This is a genomic window from Ferrigenium sp. UT5 (genome assembly GCF_045866295.1).
In the GTDB taxonomy this organism is placed as follows: Bacteria; Pseudomonadota; Gammaproteobacteria; order Burkholderiales; family Gallionellaceae; genus Sideroxyarcus.
This window is the reverse complement of the sequence record NZ_BAAFRY010000005.1, coordinates 56,522-80,203: the sequence shown is the minus strand read 5'-3', so window position 1 is coordinate 80,203 and position 23,682 is coordinate 56,522. Positions and strand designations below refer to the sequence as shown.

Annotated in this window: 22 protein-coding genes; 8 read left to right on the top strand and 14 right to left on the bottom strand. The window is 61.1% G+C overall.

Annotated features, from left to right (window positions below; genetic code table 11):
• Nucleotides 1-24: 24 nt before the first annotated feature.
• The 10 genes from ACKTSJ_RS03085 to ACKTSJ_RS03040 form a co-directional block, all read right to left on the bottom strand.
• A complete protein-coding gene (locus tag ACKTSJ_RS03085; protein WP_407897288.1) occupies nt 25-333 on the bottom strand; it encodes a hypothetical protein in 309 nt (102 codons plus the stop codon).
• An 86-nt stretch (nt 334-419) separates the two neighbouring features.
• Nucleotides 420-1,019, bottom strand: coding sequence for a hypothetical protein (locus ACKTSJ_RS03080; RefSeq protein ID WP_407897286.1), 600 nt, complete (start codon nt 1,017-1,019; stop codon nt 420-422).
• Complete coding sequence (locus tag ACKTSJ_RS03075) at nt 1,016-2,419, bottom strand: hypothetical protein (RefSeq protein ID WP_407897284.1); 1,404 nt, start codon at nt 2,417-2,419, stop codon at nt 1,016-1,018. The genes ACKTSJ_RS03080 and ACKTSJ_RS03075 overlap by 4 nt, the downstream gene beginning before the upstream one ends.
• Nucleotides 2,420-2,490: 71 nt before the next feature.
• Entirely contained in the window at nt 2,491-3,693 is a 1,203-nt protein-coding gene (locus tag ACKTSJ_RS03070; RefSeq protein ID WP_407897282.1) for a type II secretion system F family protein, read from the bottom strand.
• 10 nt (nt 3,694-3,703) lie between these two features.
• The gene (locus ACKTSJ_RS03065; RefSeq protein ID WP_407897280.1) at nt 3,704-5,410 is read right to left on the bottom strand and encodes a GspE/PulE family protein; all 1,707 of its coding nucleotides are present in this window, start codon (nt 5,408-5,410) and stop codon (nt 3,704-3,706) included.
• Nucleotides 5,411-5,418: 8 nt separating this feature from the next.
• Nucleotides 5,419-6,081 (bottom strand): tetratricopeptide repeat protein, encoded by a 663-nt coding sequence (locus ACKTSJ_RS03060; RefSeq protein WP_407897278.1) that lies wholly within the window; start codon nt 6,079-6,081, stop codon nt 5,419-5,421.
• The gene (locus tag ACKTSJ_RS03055; protein WP_407897276.1) at nt 5,987-6,526 is read right to left on the bottom strand and encodes a hypothetical protein; all 540 of its coding nucleotides are present in this window, start codon (nt 6,524-6,526) and stop codon (nt 5,987-5,989) included. Before ACKTSJ_RS03055 ends, ACKTSJ_RS03060 begins: the two co-directional genes overlap by 95 nt.
• Nucleotides 6,523-8,250: a type II secretion system protein GspD gene (locus ACKTSJ_RS03050; protein ID WP_407897274.1), complete on the bottom strand. Its 1,728-nt coding sequence runs from the start codon at nt 8,248-8,250 to the stop codon at nt 6,523-6,525. The genes ACKTSJ_RS03055 and ACKTSJ_RS03050 overlap by 4 nt, the downstream gene beginning before the upstream one ends.
• Nucleotides 8,251-8,343: 93 nt before the next feature.
• Nucleotides 8,344-9,798 (bottom strand): ExeA family protein, encoded by a 1,455-nt coding sequence (locus ACKTSJ_RS03045; protein ID WP_407897272.1) that lies wholly within the window; start codon nt 9,796-9,798, stop codon nt 8,344-8,346.
• Nucleotides 9,799-10,203: 405 nt separating this feature from the next.
• Nucleotides 10,204-11,628 carry a sigma-54-dependent transcriptional regulator gene (locus ACKTSJ_RS03040; RefSeq protein ID WP_407897270.1) on the bottom strand — a complete coding sequence of 475 codons (1,425 nt, stop codon included), beginning with the start codon at nt 11,626-11,628 and terminating at the stop codon, nt 10,204-10,206.
• A gap of 127 nt (nt 11,629-11,755) precedes the next feature.
• On the opposite strand from ACKTSJ_RS03040, the gene ACKTSJ_RS03035 reads away from it, so the two are divergent.
• From ACKTSJ_RS03035 to murA, 6 genes are all read left to right on the top strand, one after another.
• Nucleotides 11,756-12,562, top strand: a complete 807-nt coding sequence (locus tag ACKTSJ_RS03035) for an ABC transporter ATP-binding protein (protein ID WP_407897268.1) — start codon at nt 11,756-11,758, stop codon at nt 12,560-12,562.
• Complete coding sequence (gene mlaE / locus ACKTSJ_RS03030) at nt 12,562-13,350, top strand: lipid asymmetry maintenance ABC transporter permease subunit MlaE (RefSeq protein WP_407897266.1); 789 nt, start codon at nt 12,562-12,564, stop codon at nt 13,348-13,350. The genes ACKTSJ_RS03035 and mlaE overlap by 1 nt, the downstream gene beginning before the upstream one ends.
• Before the next feature lie 2 nt (nt 13,351-13,352).
• Nucleotides 13,353-13,814 carry an outer membrane lipid asymmetry maintenance protein MlaD gene (gene mlaD, locus ACKTSJ_RS03025; RefSeq protein ID WP_407897264.1) on the top strand — a complete coding sequence of 154 codons (462 nt, stop codon included), beginning with the start codon at nt 13,353-13,355 and terminating at the stop codon, nt 13,812-13,814.
• Between the two features lie 14 nt (nt 13,815-13,828).
• On the top strand, nt 13,829-14,464 hold the full coding sequence (locus ACKTSJ_RS03020) for a phospholipid-binding protein MlaC (RefSeq protein ID WP_407897263.1): 636 nt from the start codon (nt 13,829-13,831) through the stop codon (nt 14,462-14,464).
• Entirely contained in the window at nt 14,461-14,760 is a 300-nt protein-coding gene (locus tag ACKTSJ_RS03015) for a lipid asymmetry maintenance protein MlaB (RefSeq protein WP_407897261.1), read from the top strand. Before ACKTSJ_RS03020 ends, ACKTSJ_RS03015 begins: the two co-directional genes overlap by 4 nt.
• 80 nt (nt 14,761-14,840) lie before the next feature.
• The gene (murA, locus tag ACKTSJ_RS03010; protein ID WP_407897259.1) at nt 14,841-16,091 is read left to right on the top strand and encodes a UDP-N-acetylglucosamine 1-carboxyvinyltransferase; all 1,251 of its coding nucleotides are present in this window, start codon (nt 14,841-14,843) and stop codon (nt 16,089-16,091) included.
• 205 nt (nt 16,092-16,296) lie between these two features.
• Here the strand turns inward: murA and ACKTSJ_RS03005 are convergent, their stop codons facing one another.
• The 3 genes from ACKTSJ_RS03005 to ACKTSJ_RS02995 all read right to left on the bottom strand — a co-directional run bounded on the left by ACKTSJ_RS03005 (nt 16,297) and on the right by ACKTSJ_RS02995 (nt 20,176).
• Nucleotides 16,297-17,532, bottom strand: a complete 1,236-nt coding sequence (locus tag ACKTSJ_RS03005) for a hypothetical protein (protein ID WP_407897257.1) — start codon at nt 17,530-17,532, stop codon at nt 16,297-16,299.
• 341 nt (nt 17,533-17,873) lie between these two features.
• On the bottom strand, nt 17,874-18,320 hold the full coding sequence (locus ACKTSJ_RS03000; protein WP_407897255.1) for an REP-associated tyrosine transposase: 447 nt from the start codon (nt 18,318-18,320) through the stop codon (nt 17,874-17,876).
• A 179-nt stretch (nt 18,321-18,499) separates the two neighbouring features.
• Entirely contained in the window at nt 18,500-20,176 is a 1,677-nt protein-coding gene (locus tag ACKTSJ_RS02995; protein WP_407897253.1) for an ATP-binding protein, read from the bottom strand.
• Between the two features lie 255 nt (nt 20,177-20,431).
• On the opposite strand from ACKTSJ_RS02995, the gene ACKTSJ_RS02990 reads away from it, so the two are divergent.
• Both ACKTSJ_RS02990 and ACKTSJ_RS02985 read left to right on the top strand, forming a co-directional pair.
• A complete protein-coding gene (locus ACKTSJ_RS02990) occupies nt 20,432-21,121 on the top strand; it encodes a prepilin-type N-terminal cleavage/methylation domain-containing protein (RefSeq protein WP_407897251.1) in 690 nt (229 codons plus the stop codon).
• 126 nt (nt 21,122-21,247) lie between these two features.
• Nucleotides 21,248-21,535, top strand: a complete 288-nt coding sequence (locus ACKTSJ_RS02985; RefSeq protein WP_407897249.1) for a CopG family ribbon-helix-helix protein — start codon at nt 21,248-21,250, stop codon at nt 21,533-21,535.
• 97 nt (nt 21,536-21,632) lie between these two features.
• On the opposite strand, the gene ACKTSJ_RS02980 is transcribed toward ACKTSJ_RS02985, so the two are convergent.
• A complete protein-coding gene (locus ACKTSJ_RS02980) occupies nt 21,633-23,603 on the bottom strand; it encodes a monovalent cation:proton antiporter-2 (CPA2) family protein (protein WP_407897247.1) in 1,971 nt (656 codons plus the stop codon).
• Nucleotides 23,604-23,682: the final 79 nt, after the last annotated feature.

Below are 23,682 nucleotides of genomic sequence, written 5' to 3'. Positions count from 1 at the left end.
ATCACACGCCGGCATGGTCATCCCCTACTGTTCCGCGTCGCGCGGCGGCGCATTCAATTCGATCCGTTGCCCGACCTTGACTTCAACCGGCTGGCGGTTGCCGGGCACGGTGACTTTCACGCTGGCCGGGGCTTTGCCTGTGGCGGCCACGGCCTCCTGCTTTTCGCCGTTGATCCAGAAGATGCGTTTGCCGCCATTTTTCTGGATCATGCCGTTGACGGTGAGGGAGTCCCTTTGCGCGGGGGCATCAGACTTTACAGCGCCCTGTATTTCGAGTTGGGCGCGTTCCTGCGGGGTGAAGAAGAGGCGGCCGAGTTCGGCGGCATTGGTCACTCCAGCGCCGCTGGCGCACAGAATAAAAGCAATAAAGCCTATTTTACTGACTCGATTCCGGCCTGCGCCGGAATGACAAAAGATCATCATGGGGTACTCCCGTTCTTCAGGGTGAACCAGCCGCCGCCGCAGTCGGCCCGCAGCGGGGGAGCACCGGGCGCAGCCGTTTCGTTGCGCGACAGTGTGCAATGATCGAGCAGGAACCATCCCGGCAACTGGTTTCCCAAGGCCGTGAAGAAGCGCAACAGTTGCTCTTCGTGCAGCAGTTCCAGTTCCAGGGTCATCGGACTGAGATTGAGGGCGAAGTTGCCGGCGTTTTGCGGCGGATTGGGCACATAGGGTTTTTGCGCGGCGATGGTGTATTTGAAATCGGGCACCAGCCTCTGTGCGCGCAGCTTGTCCAGCCCCTCGATCCAGTCCAGCCGCTGTTCGCTGCCGATGACTTTCTGCGCGACCAGCGCGTCGTATTCCATCTGATAGGAAGCCATGTTTTCCAGATCGCTTTGGGCGCTGGCGAGCTGATTGCGCGCATCGTTCAGCAGGCGTTGCACTTGCGTCAGCTGCTGCTGCATCTTTTGCTCATATGCAGTACTAAAGTTGAACAATGCAGCGGCTCCGATCATGGCGCACAAGCAGGCCAGCAGACTCCATTTGATTTCATCCAGGTCTTCGCGCGAGAAATTCATGACGGATGCCTCCAGATGATCCTGAGGGTGAACTGCCCCTGCGCGGCTTCACCGCTGGTTTGCCCGCTGATGCTCCCTTTCGAACTGACATCCAGCGGCATTGCGGTGGCGCTCACCGCGTAACCGTGCTGCACCAGCGCGCGCTGGAAGCGATCCAGATAGTCGAGCGCGCTGCGGTGGCCGCTGCCGAACCCGCTGATTACGCCGTCGAACGTGATGACTTGCGCCGGATAAGCGGAAGGCGGGGCATCGGCGGCGCTGGTTTGCCAGGCCAGTTTTCTCACGCTGATGCGCGGAAAATCATCCAGCACGGCGCTCAATTCGAACAGGATATGCGACGGCGGGGGCGAGTACTGGTTGAGGGCACGCGCCAGCAGTACAGCGACTTTCATATCATTCGCCGGCACACGGGTAGTCGAAAATTTTCTCTGGATTGCTTGCGCCTGCGCGCGGACGGTCTCGGTTTGTTGCAGGATAGGCGCGGATACCTGCGCATACTGCTCACCTTTCCAGTAAGCCAGCGCACTCCACACGCCGCCCGTCAGCGCGACGGCCACAGCAAGGATGTTGATGATCCGGCGTAATTGCCACAGCCTATGATAATGCGTGTGTTCGCTGTTGCCGTAGTGCGCGCTCGGCTGATTGCGCGCCAACTGGTCCATCAGCAACGCCGTGCAATCTGAATCGGAAAACTCATGTCTGGATTTGCAACGGTGGGCGAATTCATTCAGATCGAGATAGTGGTAGTTCAGACCCGGTGCATTCTCCAGCCCCAACTGCATCGCTTTTGTATCACCGGAATGGCAGAGGATGTACACATCCAGCGCCTCTCCTTGCGGCGGCAGGGACAGGCTTTTCAGATATTGTTGGGTGCGCGGCGTTTCAGCAATGGCGGTGCTGACGAAATCACCTTCGCCATTGAGGGGGATCAGACGCGAAAAGTGTAGGCGTTTGTTGTGGAAATAGGTCTGACGCAGGCCCGCCCGTTTTTCAAACGTCAGCAACAACACGTGCTCGGCGTCAATTCCCGCCAGCAGCATTGCGCTGATGTTCGGCACGGAATAGATGCCGGCAAGCGGAGCCCGAAGCATATGCAAAATATCCAGCCACGGCGAGATGCGTTGCGGGTTGGTCAGCGCAGAGAACAGGTAATCGTCATCGCGCCGCCCCTCGCTCTGGCGCTGGAGCAAGGTCGCCTGACGGAACGGGGTGCTGCGGTAATACTGCTCGAATTTGCGCTCGATCAGCGCACGGCGGCTGGGCCCGAGCAAATGCGGGATGGACTCCAGATGAAAGTCCTCCTCGATGATATCGACCAGCAACCACAAAGGATTACGATGCCGCCCCAGTGCGGCGGCAAACTGTTCCCTGCCCTCCGCATCGTTGCTGAACTCGCGCATGACCGTCGCGCCACCCCGATGCCAGATATGGATTTGAACAGTCTCTGCAGTTAGGAAAATAAGGGTACGCATCAGAGTTGCACCTTGCCGATGAGATCATAAATGGGCGACAACACCGACAACATCACCCAGCCCAACAGTGCGCCAAGGATCAGGGTCATGGCCGGCTCGATCATCACTTGAACTTTTTTGATCGCTTCCTTCACATCTCTATCATAAAAATAACTGACATTGAGCAGAGCCTGGTCGAGCTGGCCGGTGGCCTCGCCCACCTTCAGCATGCGCACCACCAGCGGCGGGAAGATGCCCGTCTTCTGGAAACTTTGCGTCAGGTTCTTGCCGGCCTCGATTTCGCTCATGACATTTTGCAGACTTTGCGCGATGACCTGATTGTCCACCAGATCGCGCGAGTTGGCGATGCAATCCATGATGGTGATGCCGGAACTGTACATCATGGCAAAGGTATTGGCGAAGCGGGCGAGGATGATCTTGCGCAGGATGGGGCCGGTCGGCCACGCGTGCAGTTTGAAATTGTCCACGTGGTATTGCAGTTTCGGATCGACCTTGAGCGCCAGTTTGTAGCTGCCGAACAGCACGAACGGCGCAAGCAGCAGGACATACCAGTAGGCAACGAAGAAATCCGAAGTCGCCAGCAGAATCCGCGTCTGGATCGGAATCTCCTGCCCCATGCCCTTGATGAATCCGACCAGTTGCGGCACCAGATAGATCATCAGGAAGAACGTGATGGCCAGCACGATGGTGCCGACAAAGGCCGGGTAGATCATCATGCTCTTGGTCTGCGAGGCCATCTCGTCCTGCCATTTGAGCGATTCGGTGAGGTGCCGGAACACATCGACCAGGCGGCCGCTGTCCTCGCCCGCCCGGGTGAGATTCGTGGTGATCTTGTCGAACGCGTTGGGGTGTTCGCTCATGGCCTGCGACAGTTTCCTGCCGCTCTCGATCGACTCCACCATGTTGGCGATGATCTCGCGAAAGGTGGCCTCCTCCATGGTGTCGCGCAGGTCGGCCAGACATTCGAGCAGCGGCACCCCGGCACGGGTCAGTTGCTCCAGATTGAAAAAGAAGGTGATGAGATCGGCGCGCTTGATCCGGGTCGCGCCGAACGAGGAAGCATGGTCCTGCTCCTTGGCGCTGATGAGATCCAGCCCGCCGCGCTTGAGGCGCATCTCCAGGTCGATCAGGTTGGCCGCGTCCTGCAAGCCCCGGGCGCTCTTGCCATCCCCGTCGATTGCCTTGTAGGCGTAGAGGGCCATGGGTTCCCTTCTAGTTGCGGTCGGTCAGGTCAACCACGCGCATCACCTCGGCGACCGACGTGACGCCCTGCAGGATGCGGCGGATGCCGTCCTGTGCCAGCGGACGGAAACCGCCTTCCAGCGCCGCCTGCTTGATGTCGCGCATGCTGGCGCGGCGTGAAATGAGATCGTCCAGCACGGAATCCAGCTTGAGAATTTCCATGATGGCCTGGCGTCCGGCATAGCCCTGGTGGTGGCACACATCGCAGCCGGCCGCACGGTACAGGGTGACTTCCTCGTTGTGGTGCAGGCCGAGCAACTTGCGTTCGGCCGCGTCGGGCTGGTACGCATACTTGCAATGGCGACACAAAACCCGGATCAGTCGTTGCGCCATGACACCGATGATGTTGCCGGCCAGGATGTCGGGCAGGATGCCGATGTCGAGCAGGCGCGGGATGGCGCCGACCGCCGAGTTGGTGTGCAGCGTCGAATAAACCTGGTGGCCGGTCATCGCGGCGCGGAACGCCATCTCCGCCGTCGGGTGATCGCGGATTTCGCCGACCAGGATGATGTCCGGGTCCTGCCGCATCAGGGAGCGGATGCCGCTGGCAAAATCCAGTTTGGCCGCCTCGTTCACCGAACTCTGACGGATCAGCGGGATCGGGTATTCCACCGGGTCTTCCAAGGTCATGATGTTGACCGACTCGGTATTGACGTGATTGAGAATGGAATACAGCGTGGTCGTCTTGCCGCTGCCGGTCGGGCCGGTCACCAGCACGATGCCTTCCGGCTTGGCGATGATGGACAGCAGCATGGCCAGGGCGCTGTCGTCGAGGCCGAGCTGGTTGATCGGCACGATGCCCTTCTGCCGGTCCAGAATGCGCAGCACCAGATTTTCGCCGTACTGGGTGGGGTGCGAAGCGACGCGAAAATCGATGGGCCGGCCGGACAGGCGCAGCGAAATGCGTCCGTCCTGCGGCGCGCGCGTTTCGGCGATGTTCATCCCGCTCATCACCTTCAGGCGAACCACCATCGCCGGCCAGAAACTCTTGTGCAGACTGCGCACCTGGCGCAGCACGCCGTCCACGCGGTAGCGGATGCGCAGGAAACTGTTCTCCGGTTCGAAGTGGATGTCCGAGGCACTCTGCTGCACGGCCTCGGTGAGCAACGCATCGATCAGGCGCACCACCGGCTGGCTGAATTCGTTCACGCCCTGCTGCAGCGCCTGGTGCTCCAGTTCGCCCGGCTCGATCTCGTGCAGGATGCCGTCGATGGACAACTCGAAACCGTAATACTGGTCGATGGCGCGCAGGATGTCGGATTCACTCGCCAGCAGCGTGATCAGCCGGTACTCGTCCTTCAGCAGCGCGCGCACCTGGTCGAGCGCGATGATGTTGTCCGGGTCGGCGATGGCGATGGTGAGATTTTTGTTGAGACCGTCCACCGACAGCGGCACCAGTTGATACCGCCGCGCCACTTCCTTCGGGATCAGGGTAACGGCCGCCGAATCGACGATCACCGTGGCCAGGTCAACCGTTTCCTGGCCGAGATTTTCCGACAGCACATCGCGTATCGTCGCCTCGGACAGAAAACCGAGACGCACCAGCAATCGCCCCAGAGGTTGCGGTGATTTGCTCTGCTCCTGGGTCGCAATGCGCAACTGGTCTTCGCTGATGACGCCCTTGGCGATGAGCAATTGACCGATGGGCTGCTGGAGCTGTTGCTGCGGAACCGCCATCGTCTGCCCTATCGCGCCGCGTTCAGCTCGTTCAGCCGGCGCTGTGCCTGCGCGGCATCGAAACCCGACCGCCCGGAAGGATCGAGCTGCAAGGTCTGGCGATAATAATCCGCCGCCAACTTGCCTTGCCCCAGATGATCGAGGCTGACCGCAAGGTTATAGCTGTATTGCGGGCTGCCCGGTTCCAGCGCCAGCGCGGTGAAATAGGCCTGCTGCGCCTCCGCCCAGCGCGATTGATCCAGGTACACATTGCCCAGCGCATAGTGCAAGGCGGCGGAACGCGGCTGGTTGGCCAGCATCTGCCGCAGGCGGATTTCCGCATCTTCCGAATTCGGCGTGGCATAGGACGTCATGGCCGCCAGCGCCACCGGATCGCGCGGGTCGAGCAGCAATACCTGGTGGAAAAACTGCTGCGCTTCCTGCTCGTTGCCGGTCTGCTGGGCAATGGCCCCCATCCCGAGCAAGGCGTCGCGATTGCGAATGTCCTGCGCCAGCACGTTGCGATAGCCCTCGCTGGCCGAAGCATAGTTGCCGCGCTGGTAGTCCTGCCAGGCCTGCTGCAGGGCTGGCGTAACGCTATCGGTTCTGGTTGCGCTGCGAATCGCCAGACGCGGCGCGCGCGGCTGGCTGGCCGATCTGGTGCGCGGCGCGGGCGGAGCAACGGTCGCCACGACGGGCGCCACCCGGGCCGGGACAACCGCCTCCGCTTGCGGGGCAGCCAGTACAGGTGCGGGCATCGGCTCCGGCCGGATGGCAGCAACCCTGGGCGGGGGTGGCGCAACAATCGGCGTGGCAGGCGGCGGCGGAGGCGGCGTGCGCAACGCCACCCGCTGCACGGGGGGGATTGAGTTCGGTCCAGACGTAATAGCCATAGCCCGCGCCGATCGTGCCGCAGATCAGCAGCGTGGTCGGCACCAGGCCCAGATTCCAGCGCCGGCGCGGCGGCGTTTTTTTCTTCGCCGCAAACAGATTCTGCCCCGCGGCACGGGAGGTCTCGGCGTGACCCGACCCTGCGGCAGGCGTCTGGGGCGCAGACGCGGGAGGGGGCTCCTCCAGCGACAGGCCGGTCCCTTTGTCGTGTCCGGATTTCTTCATCGCATCAAGGAGCAGGCTCATTTCACCCCCTTGTCGCTTTCAGGCTGGAGAAAATCTGCCGCGGGCAGACTGCTGCGGAAAGCGGCAAAGTCGCCGTCGATGCTGGCATCCTTGATCACGATAGGGCGCAGAAAGATGACCAACTCGGTCTTGGTCTTGGTGTCGTTGCGGTTCTGGAAGGCATTGCCCGCGACCGGAATCCGGTCCAGCAACGGAATGCCGTCCGTCAGATTATTGATTTCATCCTGCATCAACCCGCCCATCACCGCGATCTGGTTGTTGCCGATCTTCAGCACGGATTCCATTTCACGTGTTTGCAACTGCGGAATGCGGCTGACCACGCCGACGGTTGCCAGCGAAGGATTGGGGTCGTTGACGAAACCGAGCAGGCGCGTGATGGACGGACGCAAATTCAGCAGCACCGTATCGCTGTCGTCGATCTGCGGCGTCACGCTCATGGTGAACCCGGTCGGCACGGTCACTGGCGTGGTGGTGAAGGTAGTGGTGCTCGTTGTCTGGTTGGAAACGGTGTCCGCCTTGATCGTGAAATACACCAGGTTATCCACCACGCGCAGCATTGCGGTCTGGTTGTTCAGCACACTCAATTTCGGACTGGACAACACCTTGACGTCGCCAAACGAATCCAGCAGCGAAATCGATGCACTCAAGTCGCCCAGCTTCGACGTGGGATTGAGGTAATCCAGAATGAACAAACTCCCCGTATTGTTCGCCGGCAAGCCGGCGGAGCCCTGCTGCGAAATGGCGAAGCCTTTGCGTCCCGGCAGACGCAGGCGCGACCAGTCGATACCCTGCTGGTAATTGCTGTTCAGTCGCACCTCGGCAATGGTCGCCTCGATCAGCACCTGGCGCCGCGCGCTGCGCATCACCTGCACGATGAACTCCTGGATCTTCGCGTGCTGCTTGCCCGTGGCGCGCACGGTGATGATGCCCGCCTCCGGATTGGAGATCACCGCGGAGGCCTGCAAGGTGCGATATTCCTTGAATTCCTGTTCGCTGCTCTTTTGCTGCTCGGCGACCGCCGCCTTGCCCTCGTTTTCCGTTTTGTTGCCGGTTACTTTTTCATCGGACGTCTGCACGGCCGCGCTGGAGGCGCGGCGCCCCACCACGACCTCCTTGTCGGTCTCGTTCAGGATGTCGGTGATGTTCTTGACCAGCGTGTCCCAGAAGTGGTTTTTCGACGCATTCTTGATCGACAGCTGCGAGTTGTTTCCCCCGCCGCTGCCGCCGGCGCTGCCGCCCACCTGTGTCGTGTTCGAAATACCGCCGTCGGAATCGCGCGCCATGTTGACGTAATCGATCTTGTAGTTCTTCAGATAGGGTCCGTCCGGCATCACGGCCAGATGGCCTTCCTTCAGCTCATAGCGTATCGCCACTTGCTGGCTGATGCGGTCGAGGATCTGCGGCAGGGTCTGGTCGATGGCATTGATGGTCACGTTGCCTTCGATGCCGGGGTGGATGTCGATGTTGATCTTCGCATCGCGCGCCAGCGCGAACAGGATTTCGCGGGCCGGCAGATTGGTCACGACGACGCTGTAGGTTTCGACTTTGGCTGCCGGCTTTGGCGGCGGCAATACGACGGCATGGCGGATCGGCGAGGGAATGACGCCGGCGGCTTGTGTAGCAGAAGATTGCTGAATGTGCTGATCGGAAGGTTTGATCGGTCGCGTGCCACAAGCCACAAGGCCTGCACAGGCCGCACAAAGTAGTACATAGCGATAGCGCATTCCGGATTCCCCCCGTGTGTTTTTCGCAAGGTAGCCCAATTCAGCCTCTCTGGCAACCTTTCAGAAGGTCTATATATTTTTCATATCATTTGGTTACAAAGCGTTCTGCGAGTCATCTAGCAAATACAAGGTTGGCGCAAATGCCTCCAAATAACGCGGCGGCAATTGCGCAATGGCACTGCGCGCCTCACTGCTGTTGGAATACGTTCCGTACAACACGCGGAAGGCATCTTTGCCATGCAACTGGATGGGCAAAAGATAAATCGCATCCAGCACACCGAGGCCCTTTGCACGCTGCAGGAATCCTTCCATCCGCTCCGGTTGCACACTCTCCGTATAGAACAACTGGATGCTGCTCGCGCCTGGCGGCGCGTCCGCAAACATTTGCCGGGTCACCTCCAGCCGCTGTTGCAGCAGGCTGCCGGCGGGGATACCGGACAATTGCCGCAATGGGGGCCGTTTAACCGGCACCGGATCGACGACCATCGGCTGTGCCGCCGCCACTGCCGAAACCGGCGCGCTCATCACAACCGCACTCGCTCCTCCCGTCTCCGGATGGCTGGCGAGATCCCCGGAAATCTGGAGTATGGGCACTGCCTGAGACGGCTGCACCGGACTTGGCGCAACTGTTGCAACGCCCCGCTCCTGACCGATGAACCATCCCGCACCGACGAGAATCGCCGCCAGCAACGCCATTCCGCCGAGGATGCCGACCGGCTTGCGCGTGCCCCACGCCTGCATCGGCGCCATCTCGCTATCGCGCAATGCTGCCTGCACATGACGCGCCTCGATGGCGTGCGTATTCTCGACAAAAGCGGCGAGCAGCGATTTGTCAGCGAGGATATTGACCCGACGCAACAACCCCTGCGACGCCTTGCCGATCATCTTTTCCGCCTCGGGCGTGAAAATGTCCGGCCCTTTGTAGCCGGCGGCGCGCATGCGGAACATCAGGTAATCGTGGATGACTTTTTGCGACAGCGGCAGGATGGTGAAGTGGTGGACGATGCGGTCCTTCAGTTGCCGCATATTGGTCTGCGCCAGTTTTTCGTCCAGCTCCGGCTGGCCGAACAGCACGATCTGCAGCAGCTTGTGTTTGCCGACCTGCAGGTTGTACAGCAACCGCAGTTCCTCCAGCGTGTCCAGCGGCATCGCATGCGCCTCGTCCACCAGCACCACGGCGCGTTCGCCGCGTTCGTACATGGACTCGAGGTGGTTTTGCAGCGTCTGCAGGATAACGCTGATGCGCTTGCCTTCGAGGTCGAGCTGCAGACGGTCGCAGATGGCGTACAGCAGCTCGTCGCGCGACATGCTGGGGTTGGCGAGGTAGATCGCCTTGATGCTGGTCGGCAGCTTGTCGAGCAGCATGCGGCACAGCATGGTCTTGCCGCTGCCGACTTCGCCGCTGACCTTGACGATGCCCTCGCCGTCGGTAATGGCGTACACCAGCGCATCCAGGATCTCGCCGCGATTCGCGCCGGAAAAGAAAAAGTCGGTGACCGGCGTGATCTTGAACGGCGGCTCGTCGAGGCCGAAGTGCTCCAGATACATTGCATCCCCTTTACTGGTTGTGTCGCCGCATGCTTGTTGCAAATTTCAGTGGTTCGGTTTTTTGTGGGTCGGGTTTCAACCCGACAACACAGCATCATTTTACCCGACCCTGTCGGACTGAAGTCCGACCCACAAACCCCCGCTGCTCCCTGTGGGTCGGGTTTCAACCCGACATGGGGTTGAATTCATCCTGCCGCGTCGGACTGAAGTCCGACCCACAAACCCCCGCCGCTCCCTGTGGGTCGGGTTTCAACCCGACAGGGGTTCGAATTCGTCCTGCCTTGTCGGACTGAAGTCCGACCCACAAACCCACGCTGCTCCCTGTGGGTCGGGTTTCAACCCGACAGGGGTTCGAATTCATCCTGCCGCGTCGGACTGAAGTCCGACCCACAGCCCGACCCACAGCTACTGGTTGCTTTGCTGCGACTTGTATTTTTGCAGCGCATCCATGCGGCTGTACAGGGTGGTGCGGGCGATACCGAGCAGTTTTGCCGCTTCGCTCACATTCCCTTGTGCCAGCGCCATTGCCGTGTCGATATAGGTTCGAGTATAGCCCATCAGCAAATCATCAAGGTTGAAGTCGCCCAGCAACAAGCGGGTTTGCGCGTCCGCCGACGCCGCCCCGTCCACCGGCACCGGCTGCGGATCGAATTCGGCTTCCACCTGGGTCGCGTTGAGGCGTGCGCCGGGATAGCGGGTCATCAGGCGGATCACGATATTGCGCAGCTCGCGCGTGTTGCCCGGAAACGGATAGCGCAACCAGACGTCCTGCGCCGCCTCGTCCAGGGTGAAGCACGGCGCCTGCAATTGTGCCGTATATTCGGCGCAGAAATGGTCGAGCAGGCGCAACTTGTCTGCGCCCAGCGCGCGCAGGGGCGGCACATTGATGGTGAACACGCTCAAGCGATGGAACAGATCGGCGCGAAACGTCCCTTCGCGCATCGCTTGCGCCAGCACCCGGTTGGTGGCGGCGACGATGCGCGCGGTGCTCCTGCGCGTTGCGGTTTCGCCGACGCGCTGATATTCGCCGTTCTCCAGCACGCGCAGCAATTTGGCCTGCAACTCCAGCGGCAGCTCGCCGATCTCGTCGAGGAACAGCGTGCCCTGTTCCGCTTTCTCGAAGAAGCCGACCTGCGCTGCGGTGGCCCCGGTAAAGGCGCCCTTGGCATGACCGAACAGGGTGGATTCGAGCAGATTGGCCGCGATGGCGGCACAGTTGACCGCGACCAGCGGCGCCGCCGGATTCGCCCCCGACTGGTGCAACGCGGCGGCCACCAATTCCTTGCCGCTTCCCGACTCGCCCTGAATCAGCACCGGATACGGCGTATTCGCGTACAGCTTGATCTGGCTGCGCATCGCCTCGATCGCCGGACTCTCCCCGACCAGGCCGAGGCGCGCTTCGTTTTGTGCCGCCGCTTTCCGTTCGCCGCGCCGCGCGATCCAGGCCGCGCGCAACTGGTCGCGCAAGGCCTCCGGACGGCACGGCTTGGCCACGAACTCGAACGCACCCAATGCGCGGGCATGGCGCGCGTTGCCCTCGTCGTTCTGCCCCGACAGCGTGATGATCTTGATGTGCGGCGAATGCGCGAGCAATTCGGCGATGAGACGAAACCCTTCCTGCGGCCGGTGCGGGGTCGGCGGCAGCCCCAGATCGACCAGCGCCAGCGCGGGCGGCTCGGCCAGGCCGCGCACGAGGCGGATCGCCTGCGCACGGTCTTCCGCCAGCACGATGTCAAACTCGTCGGCGAGCGCGAGGTTCAGGGAATCGCGGATGAGCGGATCGTCGTCCACGATGAGCAGGCTGGGCAAGTTCAAGTGCAAGTTTTTCAAGGTTCAGACGACCAAGCCATCACAGGAATGCGCGCAGGATAGCCAGTAATGACTTGCGGCTCAAGCAGTGAGGCACCGCTTGGATTCGGAGTGATACAATGCGCGACCGATTTTGGAGAGATTGTGCATGCCCAATACCGCCTTGGTTGAAATCCGCGATGTCAATTTCGCCTATGACCACCGTCCGATCCTGAAGGGGATCAACATGTCGTTCGGCAAAGGCAAAGTGATCGCCATCATGGGCGGCAGCGGCTGCGGCAAGACCACGCTTTTTCGCCTGATCGGCGGCGCGCTGAAACCCTCCCGTGGCGAGGTCAAGATTGCCGGCAAAGTCATCCACGAGATGGACGAGCGCGAATTGTATGAAATGCGCTGCCAGATCGGCGTGCTGTTCCAGTTCGGCGCGCTGTTCACCGACATATCGGTGTTCGACAACGTGGCGTTCCAGTTGCGCGAGCACTCCGACCTGCCGGAAGAGCTGATCCGCGATCTGGTCATGATGAAATTGCACGCGGTCGGTTTGCGCGGCACGCACAACCTGATGCCGGGGGAACTCTCCGGCGGCATGGCGCGCCGGGTCGCGCTGGCGCGCACCGTCGCGCTCGACCCGATGCTGATTTTGTACGACGAACCGTTCACCGGCCTCGACCCCATCTCCTTGTCGGTGGTGGGGCAGCTGATTCGAAAATTGACCGATGCACTCGGCTCGACCTCGGTCATTGTCACCCATGACGTACAGGAGTCATTGAAAATCGTGGACTACGTTTATTTCATTGCGGACGGCGTCATTCGGGCGGAAGGTACGCCGGCGCAAATCACGGCCTCTGCGGATCCGTTCGTGCACCAATTCGTGCACGGCGAGATCGATGGGCCAATCCCCTTCCACCACATCGGTCAGCGCAGTTACGCACAAGACCTGGGAGTTGCACGCTGATGGCCGCATTGAAGAGCATACGCGCGACCGGACACCGCACCATCGAAGCGGTGTGGCGGCTCGGGCTCGCCACCCGTTTTCTGGGCGCGACCCTGCTGCAATCGGGTTTGAGCTGGCGCCGTTTTCAGCTGATCGTCAAAGAGATTTTTTCCAACGGCGTCCTGTCCCTCCTCATCATCAGCGTCGCCGGCACCTTTGTCGGCATGGTGCTCGGTTTGCAGGGCTATGAAACGCTGAAGCGCTACGGCTCGGAGGCGGCGCTGGGCTCGCTGGTCGCCTTGAGCCTGGTGCGCGAACTGGGGCCGGTGCTGGCGGCACTGCTGTTTGCCGGTCGCGCCGGCTCGGCGATGACCACCGAGATCGGCCTGATGAAGGCGACTGAACAGATTGCCGCGATGGAAATGATGGCGGTGCGCCCGGTGGCGCGGGTGATTGCCCCGCGTTTCTGGGCCGGGGTGATTTCGATGCCGCTGCTGGCCGCGATCTTTTCCGCGATGGGCGTGTTCGGCGGCTACCTGGTCGGCGTGGTATTGATCGGCGTGGATGCGGGCTCGTTCTGGTCGCAAATGCAATCCGCGGTTGATGTGCGCGACGATATTCTGAACGGTCTCATCAAGAGTTTTGTGTTCGGCGTGGTGGTCACGCTGATCGCCCTGTTCGAGGGTTTCGATGCCCCGCCGACCGCGGCGGGCGTATCCGGCGCGACCACGCGCACCGTGGTCGAATCTTCGCTGGCGATTCTCATGCTGGACTTTATTTTGACTGCATTTATGTTCCGGGGAGCTTGATCATGCAACGCACGATTCTGGATTTATGGGTAGGCGCTTTTGTGGTGGCGGGGATAGCAGCCCTGGTCATCCTGGCGTTCAAGGTGGGCAACATGAGCACCTATAACGCCTCTCATACCTATCGTCTGAACGCCTATTTCACCAACGTCGGCGGCCTCAAGCCCAATGCCTCGGTGCGCAGCGCCGGCGTGCTGGTGGGACGGGTCGGCTCGATCACCCTCGATACCGAACGTTACGAGGCCAAGGTCGCCATCGATATCGACCAACGCTACCGCTTTCCCGCCGACACGTTTGCCAATATCCTGACTTCCGGCCTGATCGGCGAACAGTACATTGGCCTGTTGCCCGGGGGCGACGACGAAATGCTGGCTGAAGGAGGACAGTTCAAAAAGACCCAATCCGCGATGGTGCTGGAAGACCTCATCGGGAAATTCATGGTCAACCAGGCCGACAGTAAAAAATAACCGGAGACGCCCTGATGAAATCCATTCTCGTTTTCCTGCTGGCCGGCCTGTTGAGCTTGCCCGTTTTTGCGCAGCGCGATGAATCCACCCCGGACGGACTGATCATGAGCACCGTCGACCAAGTGTTGGAGATCGTGCGCAAAGACAAGACCATCGTCACCGACCAGCAGCGCATGTACGCACTGGTCGAAGACCTGATCCTGCCGCATTTCGACTTTGCCCGCATGACCCAGCTTGCGGTCGGTCGCCCGTGGCGCGGCGCCAGCCCCGAACAGAAAGCCGCCCTGGTGCGCGAATTCCGTAACATGCTGGTGCGCACCTACACCATCACCTTCAGCAACTACGTGGAACCCAAAATCGAGTTCAAATCATTGCGTACCTTGAGCAATGACGAAGCCACCGTGCTGACCGAAATTCAAATCTCGGACGGGCGCATCGTCACGGTCAATTACGAACTGCGCAAGACTGCGGTCGCCGGCTGGCAAGTGTTCGATATCGTGGTGGAAGGCATCAGTCTGGTCACCAGTTACCGCAACACCTTTGCCGACCAGATCCAGCGCGAAGGCATCGACGGCCTGATCCGTTCGCTGGCCGATAAAAACCAGATATCCTCGGTCGCGGCAACGCCAGCCCCGGTGAAAAGCAATTGATCCGGATCGACCACGACTGCCTGCGGATTAGCGGGCCGCTCACCGTCAAAACCGTCGGCGCACTCGCCGCCGTCCCGCTCTGCGCCGAACCGCCGGTGCGCGCGATCGATCTGGGCGAGGTCAGCCAGGTCGATTCCGCCGCCGTCGCGCTGTTGCTGCACTGGGTGCGCGAAGCCGGGAAAAAACAGTGCGCGCCGTCCGTGATCAACGTGCCGCCGGAACTGCACAGCCTCGCCGCACTGTATGACGTGACGGATATTCTGGGACTTTCTGCCGCAGGCAACCCGCCGGTTTAATCCCCGCCCTGCGGAGCGCTGCGCAGATTCTGCACGTCGGGAGTAACCCGGCGATTCTGACGGCACACAAAGGATTCATCATGCAAAAACTGGCCATTCGCGGCGGCGCGCCGCTCCACGGCGAAGTCCGCATCTCCGGCGCGAAGAACGCCGCGTTGCCCATCATGTGCGCCAGCCTGCTCAGCGCAGACAGCCTGCACCTCACCAACCTGCCCGACCTGCACGACGTCGGCACCATGCGCAAGCTGTTGCAGCAGATGGGCGTTGCCGCCGCGACCGCGCCGGGCGAAATCACCTTCAGCGGCGACCGGATCGAGCGCTGGGAAGCGCCCTATGACATGGTCAAGACCATGCGCGCCGCGATCCTCGTGCTGGGCCCACTGCTGGCGCGGTTCGGCGATGCGCGCGTGTCGCTGCCGGGCGGCTGCGCCATCGGCTCGCGCCCGGTCGATCTGCACATCAAGGGCTTGCAGGCGATGGGGGCGGAGATCACCATCGAACACGGCTACATCCACGCCAGGGCCAAACGCCTGCAAGGCGCGCGCATCTTCTTCGACCTGGTCAGCGTCACCGGCACCGAAAACCTGATGATGGCGGCGGCGCTGGCCGACGGCGTGACCGTGCTGGAGAACGCCGCGCGCGAACCCGAAGTGGTGGACCTGGCTAATTGCCTGCGCGCGATGGGCGCACACATCGTCGGCGACGGCAGCGACACCATCACCATCACCGGGGTGGAAAAACTGCACGGCGCGAGCCACCGCATCATGCCCGACCGCATCGAGAGCGGCACCTTCCTCGTCGCGGCTGCGGCGACCGGCGGCAGCATCACCCTCACCGACACGCGCGCCGACCTCCTCGACACCGTGCTGGAGAAGCTCGCCGAAGCGGGCGCGCAGATCACGGTCGCGGGCGACACCATCCATCTGGCCATGAACCGCCGGCCGCAGGCGGTCAACGTGCGCACCGCGCCGCATCCGGCCTTCCCCACCGACATGCAGGCGCAATTCATGGCGCTCAACGCCATCGCCGAAGGCAGCGCGATGGTGGTCGAAACCATCTTCGAGAACCGCTTCATGCACGTGCAGGAACTGCGCCGCCTGGGCGCATCGATCGAAGTGGAAGGCAACACCGCCGTGGTGCGCGGGGTCGAACGGCTGGAAGGCGCCACCGTGATGGCCACCGACCTGCGCGCCTCCGCCAGTCTCGTCATCGCCGGACTGGTGGCACAAGGCGAAACCATCATCGACCGCATCTACCACCTCGACCGCGGTTACGAACACCTCGAAACCAAGCTCTCCCGCCTCGGCGCGGACATCCGCCGTCTGAAATAACCCAGCCGCCCCCTGTGGGTCGGGTTTCCCCCAAGGGGGCAAGAACCCCTGCGGGGTAACCCGACAATAGGCTGGATTCATCCTGCGGCTTCGGACTGAAGTCCGACCCACAAAAAAACAGGGGAGACCGAAGTCTCCCCTGTTTCATTGGGGCTTGTGCCTGGTTCGGATTCCGGCGAACCGGAACCCTTGCGTCAGCTCAAACTTACCAAGCGGCTTCCAGCATGCCGGTGAACAGCGTGTCGCCGTTCGCACCCTGGTTGTCCTTGTAGCTGGTCCAGTCGGCGTGCAGTGCCACGTTTTGTGCCACGTCATACACGGCAGCCAGCGTGATTGCATCGTCGTTGGAACCGGCCTTGCCGTTGCTCGCGCCACGATAGGCCGCGCCCAGAGACAGGGTGTGCGGAATAACCGTGATGTCGGCACCCAGAGTGAACGCCTTGATCGCGCCAGGATTTGTTGCGTACAGACTGTCACCCGCTTGCGCCTTGGCCCAGGTTGCGTAGAAGCTGCTTTCCAGACCGGCCAACTCGCCTTGTGCCTGGAAGCTGGCGCCCACGGCATTGGTGTCCTTGCGGGTGACGTTATCAGCAATGATGCCGGAACCGGTCAGGTAATCGACACCGGCGATGATGTCGAAGTCCAACACGGTCGGAGTCGCCGCAATGCTGATGGCGGTGGATTCAGGATTGGTTTGAGCTGTGCTTGAGGGGCCGAGAAACAGGTTCGGCGACCAGCGGCTGATGTTGACATAGCCCATGTCGGTCTTTGCGACCAGCGCGACGCCGGAAGCAGCGCCTGCGCCCATGCCCACGTATTGGTGCGCGGAGATTTCCTTACGGTGTTCCGCCCAACGGATGCCGCGTGTCACGCCGGTGCTGGACTCGGAGTAACCGTAGAAGGCACCCAGCGCGTCAGTGGCGTAAGGAATCACGGACAGCTTGACAGCGTCCAGATCGAACACGACGGGGATGCGCAGGCCGGCCGTGCCGGCGCCACCTACCAAATTAAATTCGGTCATGGTACCGATCTTGACCATGCCGTTGTCCGCCACGCGGCCGCCGAAGAACAGCGAGTATTCGTCCGGGAACTGGATCTGGCCGTCGTTGGTGTCGGCACCTTCAATTGTACCGCCACGATTGTCGAGCGGTTTGGCGGTGTTGCCGTTGGTCTTCTGGAAACGAACCTTGGCCAAAACGCCGAAATTCAGGGTGGAAGGCAGGGAGATCTTGTCGCCTTCGATTTTTTCCTGCGAGCCCACCATGGTGAAGCCGGCGGCCTTGAAGGCGCGACCGAAACTACCCAGAACCGGGAAGTGTTGAGCGTGACAGGCCGAGCAAGCCATGCCGGTTTGACGGGCAAAGGCGGGAACGGCAGAAGCTTCCGGCGCGAACGTGGCTGCTGCCAGCACACCTGCCAGAGAGAGCGCTACTTTTTTCATTGATTTCTCCTCGAGATTTAAATACGGATACCACTTTGGTAAGGCCCAAAAACCTGCGCTTTCAGACCACCGGGGCCCACCTTAACCAAGCGCGGGATGGGGTGTCAAAGCTTTATGTCAGCGTTGTTGCAGATTTGCAACACCCCGCTCCCTGTGGGTCGGGTTTCAACCCGACAGGGGTTTGAAGTCCATCGCGGCTTTGTCGGACTGAAGTCCGACCCACAACCCCCCGCTGTCTTTTGTGGGTCGGGTTTCAACCCGACAAGGGGTTGAAGTCCATCGCGGCTTTGTCGGACTGAAGTCCGACCCACAACCCCCTGCTGTTTTTTGTGGGTCGGGTTTCAACCCGACAAGGTCTGATCCAGCCATGCCGCATCCCACAGCGGATAGTCGCCAATCCGCTCGACCAGTCCGGCACGCAGGGGATTGGCAACGATATAGCGCGCCGCTTTGCGCAGGTCTTCGTCTTGCCGAATGGCATGGTCGTGGTAGTTCGTCTGCCAGATCGGCCGGCCAAAGGTGTGCGCAGTGCGCCCCTTCAGCAATTTGATTGCCCTGGGCAACGTGCCTTCATGTAACTCCATCAACCAGTGAAGATGGTCGGGCATGATGACAAAACAAAGCGTTTCCGCAACGCTTTCGTCTTGCAGTTTCATCATCTGGCGGACCAGTTCTCGTCCATTGGCAAGTTCGGCAAAGATTGGCGCGCGATTCCGGGGGACCAGCGTGACGTGATAAACCCTGCCGACTTGCGAGACTCGGCCTTTGCGCAATTCGTTATAGCTCAACACGCCTCCCGTTTGTTGGGTCGAGATTCCATCGCTGCCTTGTCGGACTGAAGTCCGACCCACAAAACCCTGCTGCTTCCTGTGGGTCGGGTTTCAACCCGACAAGGGGTTGAGTTTATGCTGCCTTGTCGGACTGAAGTCCGACCCACAACCCCCTGCTGTTCCCTGTGGGTCGGACTTCAGTCCGACATGCGCTTCAATTCGAAGCGCACCTTCCCGGGCCGGTTTTCGGCGAGGTACAGTTGCCAGCCCAGTTGCAGCGCCAAGCGCGCAGCCTGATAGAGACCGACGCCGAGGCCGTCTTCGGAGGGAACGACAGTGTGCAGGAGGGCGTGCGCCTGCTGCGCCGGGATGGCGCTGCCGCTGTCGCTCACGCTGAAGGTTTGCGCCTCCGTATCAAGTCTGACCGTGATGCGGATGCCGGCTTCGCGCAGGCGTTTGTTGCTGGCGTTTTCGATCAGGTTGTCGGCGACACAATCGAACAGCTCGGCGGGGATGCTTGACGCACGCTCGCCCTGCACGCTCCACTCGATCTCGCGGTGGCTGTAGCGTTCGCGCAGCCGGTTCCACCAGTCCAGCCAGGGCATCGGCATTTCTTCCGCCGTGTCTGTCGGCGACTTGAGTTTGCCGAGCAGGGTTTCGATGCGCTGGGTAAGTTGCGGCAGTTGCCGTTGCAGGACGGGTTGCGCTTTGGCGGGTTCGTGCTGGGCGAGAGAGGTCAGCGCGAACAGCGATTGCAGCATGTTCTTGAGATCGTGGGTGAGGCGCGCGCCGGTTTCGTAGAGGGCTTGCTGGCGCGTGATCTCGCGCAGGCGCTGCTCGCGCCGCTTGGCCTGATAGAAGTGGTCCAGCACGCGCACCAGCAGCCGCAGGTGCAACAGCACGCCGGGCGCAACGGAGGCGCGCATGAACAAGGTGACGGACAGGTCGCGGTCGGCGAGTTCGACCCGGTGCGGGGTGGAAACCCCGAGGTTGCCATGCCCCGCTTCCGCCACCCACGCCACTCCGGCGACCCACGGCAAATCGGCGAGGTGCGCGCTGGCGCTGTGCAGAAAGTCTTGCGGCGTTTGAAGTTGCTGCGCATCGTCGGCGAGCTGTTGCAGCCAGGTCTCCAGCGGGGTACCGATCGACAGCACATAGCGCGAAAAGACCACATCGAATCCGCCAAACACCGATTGCGGCCGCCACAGCACCCCGAGAATGAACAGGGCCGTGGCCATGAAACTCAAGGTGCCCAGGAGGGCGGTTAGATAATTGACGTGACTCAATGTCATGAAGGCGAGCGCGCCCAGCACCAGCACCACCACCAGCATGAACAGCATGATCACGTAAATGAAATCGACCGCCTGCGCCGCCTGCGCCCGCTCGCGCTCCACCGGCAACAGCGCCATCAGCAACAGCAGCAATGGCAGGCCGTAATCCATCAGGTTGTGCGTGACTTCGGGCAACCCGGACAGGGCGAACAGCTGCGGCGCAAGATAAAGCAACAACACCGCCAGCAGATAAGACAACATCAGGAGGTGATAGATACGCTGCCAGCGCGTGTAGAACGTCACGATGCGCGCCCCGACCAGCGCGAACAACCCGGCCACCCAGAAGGCAAGCAGCCAGCCGTTCAGCCAGATCAGCACCAGCAGGCTGCCCGCCAGAATCGCCAGCGCCCGCGTTCTGCTCAGGCTGGCTTCGCTGCGCCACAGCGGTTGCCACACCAGAAAAAAACCGAGGTGCATGAACAACAGCGGGCGCGCCAGCGGATGTTCCAGCCCCAACCACAAGGCGCCGTGCAGCGTGAACAGTAGCGCCAGCGATAACCAGCGGCTGCTTTGCGGTCCGCGCAGCGAATCAAGTGTCAACATTCCGTCATCATCCGTCGAATGCCCGTCATATTAGGTTGGGCAAGCTTCAATTTTCCCGCCTTGTCCCATCCATACCTCTACTAATCGCTTGACAAATATAGTCATTCATCGTTCCATGCCACACCATCGAAACTGGCATGCCGTTTGCTTTATTCAAGGTGAAAAATAATTCAGGGTGAAAAGTAGCAGCCCGCAGAACAGAAACAGAAGCGCGATCGCCACGAACCACATAATTATTATTGACTGGAGAGAACCATGAAACGCAACCAATCCGGCTTTACTTTAATCGAAATCGCCATCGTGCTGGTGATTATCGGCCTGCTGCTCGGCGGCGTGCTGAAGGGCCAGGAACTCATTAACAGCGCCAAGATAAAAAACATCGCCACAGACTTTAGAAATATTCCGGTGTATATCTACGGCTACCAAGACAAGTTCCGTGCACTGCCTGGCGACGATTTGCAAGCCGCAAGCCATGTGGGGGCAGAGGCGATTGCAGCAACAACCCCAGCGGCTCCGGCCGGGCGCAGTAATGGCGTCATCGAAGGCGCCTGGAACACAGCGATCACCACCGATGAGTCATACTTGTTCTGGCAACACATCCGGCTGGCCGGGCTGGCCCCCGGCTCCACCACCCCGGGCAGTGCGGATTACATGCCGACCAACGCGTCCGGCGGCATCATTGGCATCCAGAGTGGGACCAGCGTCGTTGCCAATTCACCCGTTTCTTCCGGGGGAGTTGCGATTCGCGGCTCCTACGTCATCTGCTCCAGCGGCATCTTGGGCAAGTTCGTAAAACAACTGGACTTGCAAGTGGATGATGGCAATACGGCAGGCGGCTCCATGATGGCGACTCCGACCGTAGGCTACACCTTGGGCACTTCTACGGCGACCGCCAATGTAGATATCAATGATGCAGATAGTTATATCGTCTGCATGGGCGTCTAACCAACCCCGTTCGGGTTTTACTCCGAACCCACAAAAAGCCCGCTGTTCGCAGCGGGCTTTTTTATCGGCAGTAATCAATGATAGATGCACTATGATTCGTGCGTATACATGCGCAGCGAGGCAATCATGGAAACGACTATTCTTACTCTTCGTGTTCCTCAGGATGTCAAAGACCAACCGGGGAAATTAGCCGAGGCCTCCCACCGTTCCCAATCATTCTTAAGCGGCGAGACTATTAGCCGATATGCGGAACTGGAGGCGTGGCAAATCGCAGGAATCCAGCAAGCCATTATTGAAGCCGATGCGGGTGATTTCGCAACTGAAGATGAAGTTGATTCAATGGTCAAGAAGTATGCGCAACAAGACCGTCGAAATTCTGCGAGTCTTTTACACTGCCAGAAAGTGGCCGGTTAACCTCACACCCAGCCCGTTGGGCGCAATAGCTTGCGTATTGCGCCGAATGGTCACTCCAAAAACGGCGGATTACGCTGCGCTAATCCGCCCTGCATTTTCAGCCTTCGCGCAGCCGCTTCTCCGCCGCCTCCAGCATGATGGGCTGACCCAGCAGCATCAGCACATCGCCCGCTTTCAACAGCATTTCTTCGGACGGTTGGGCTCCCAGCATGTTGTGGCGGCGCACGCCGTTCACTTCGACATTCAACTCGTCCAGCTTCAACTCGCCCAGGCGCTTGCCCACGGCCTCGTCGCGCTCGTTCAGCATGACGTGGTGAAAGCGCGGTTGCAGGCTCTCGGCGTCCTCGCCGATCTCGGGCGGGGCGGTGCGCAAATAGCCGCTGAACATGCTGTAGCGCTTGGCGCGCGCTTCCTGCACCCGGCGCACCACGCGGCTCAGGGGAATGCCCGCCATTAGCAGCGCCTGCGAGGCCAGCATGACGCTGCCTTCCAGCACTTCGGCCACGACTTCAGTGGCGCCCGCTTTTTTCAGCGTTTCGACATTGCTGTCGTCGGCGGTGCGCACGATCACCGGCAGGTCGGGACGGTCCTGTTGCACATGATGCAGGATCTTGAGCGCGGAGTGCTTGTCGTCGTAGGTGATGACCAGCGCTTTGGCGCGCATCAATCCCGCGGCCTGGAGCACTTCGTGCTTGGCCGCGTCGCCGTACACCACGCGCTCGCCGTTGGCGCTGGCTTCGTGCACGCGACGCGAGTCGAGGTCGAGCGCGATGGAATCGACGTTCTCTTGTTTGAGAAAGTTCACCAGCGCCTGCCCGCTGCGGCCGTAACCGCACACGATGATGTGCTGGTTGCGCCCCATGCTCTTGACCGCGATCTGGTGCATCAGCATGGCGCTGTTCATCCATTCCTCGGGCGAGATGCGGCGCACGATGGCTTCCGCATGCTGGATCAGGAAGGGCGCGATGAGCATGGAGATCAGCATCGCCGCCAGCACGTTCTGCATGACATCCTGCGGCAACAACTGCGCGCCGCCCGCCAGGGTCAGCAGCACGAAACCGAATTCGCCTGCCTGCCCGAGGCCGAGGCCGGTGCGCAGGGCCGCCCCCCAATCCCCGGCGAAGGCGCGCACCAGCAGAGCGACCACCAGCGCCTTGAACGGGATCAGGATCAGCAACAGGCCGATGATCCAGTACCATCCGGCGAGCAGCGTGTTCAGGTCGAGCAGCATGCCGATGGTGACAAAGAACAGGCCCAGCAGCACGTCGCGGAAGGGCTTGATGTCTTCTTCCACCTGGTAGCGGTATTCGGTTTCGGAAATGATCATGCCCGCGACGAACGCCCCCAGCGCCATCGACAATCCGCTCAGCTCGGTGAGCCAGGCCATGCCGAGGGTGAACAGCAACACGTTAAGCATGAAGAGTTCGGACGATTTCTGCCGCGCCACCAGATGAAACCACGGGCGCAACAGGCGCTGGCCGAAGAAGAGCAGCGCCGCCAGGACCAGGATGGCATTGAGCATGGCCAGCGCGAGCGTGCGGGTGAGATTTTCATCGTGCGCCGCCAGCGCGGGGATCAGGATGATGAGCGGCACCACGGCCAGATCCTGAAACAGCAGCACGCCCATGATCTTCTGGCCGTGCGGCGCGTTCAGCTCCGCACGCTCGACCAGCATCTTGCTCACAATGGCGGTGGAAGACATGGCGAGGATGCCGCCCAGCGCCAGCCCGGCGCCCCAGCCCAAACCGAAGAACCTGGAGGTGAACATCACCAGCAGCATGGTCGCGACCACCTGCGCCGTGCCCAGTCCGAACACCAGTCGCTGCATGGCACGCAGGCGGGCGAGGCTGAATTCGAGACCGATGCTGAACATCAGGAACACCACGCCGAATTCGGCCAGATGGCGCGTGCCGGGCGCGTCCGGCAACCAGCCCAGCGTATGCGGCCCGATCAGGATGCCGACCAGAATGTAGCCCAGCATGGCGGGCAGATGCAGCAGCCGGAACAGCACGACCACGCCGACCGCGGCGGCCAGCAGCACCAGAATCAATTGCAGGGAATCTGTCATGGTGCCGATGATGCCTCATCTCGATCGAGTTGCACAATCATCCTCACCGCGGCCCCGGCTTTGGCCCGACAGGCTTCCT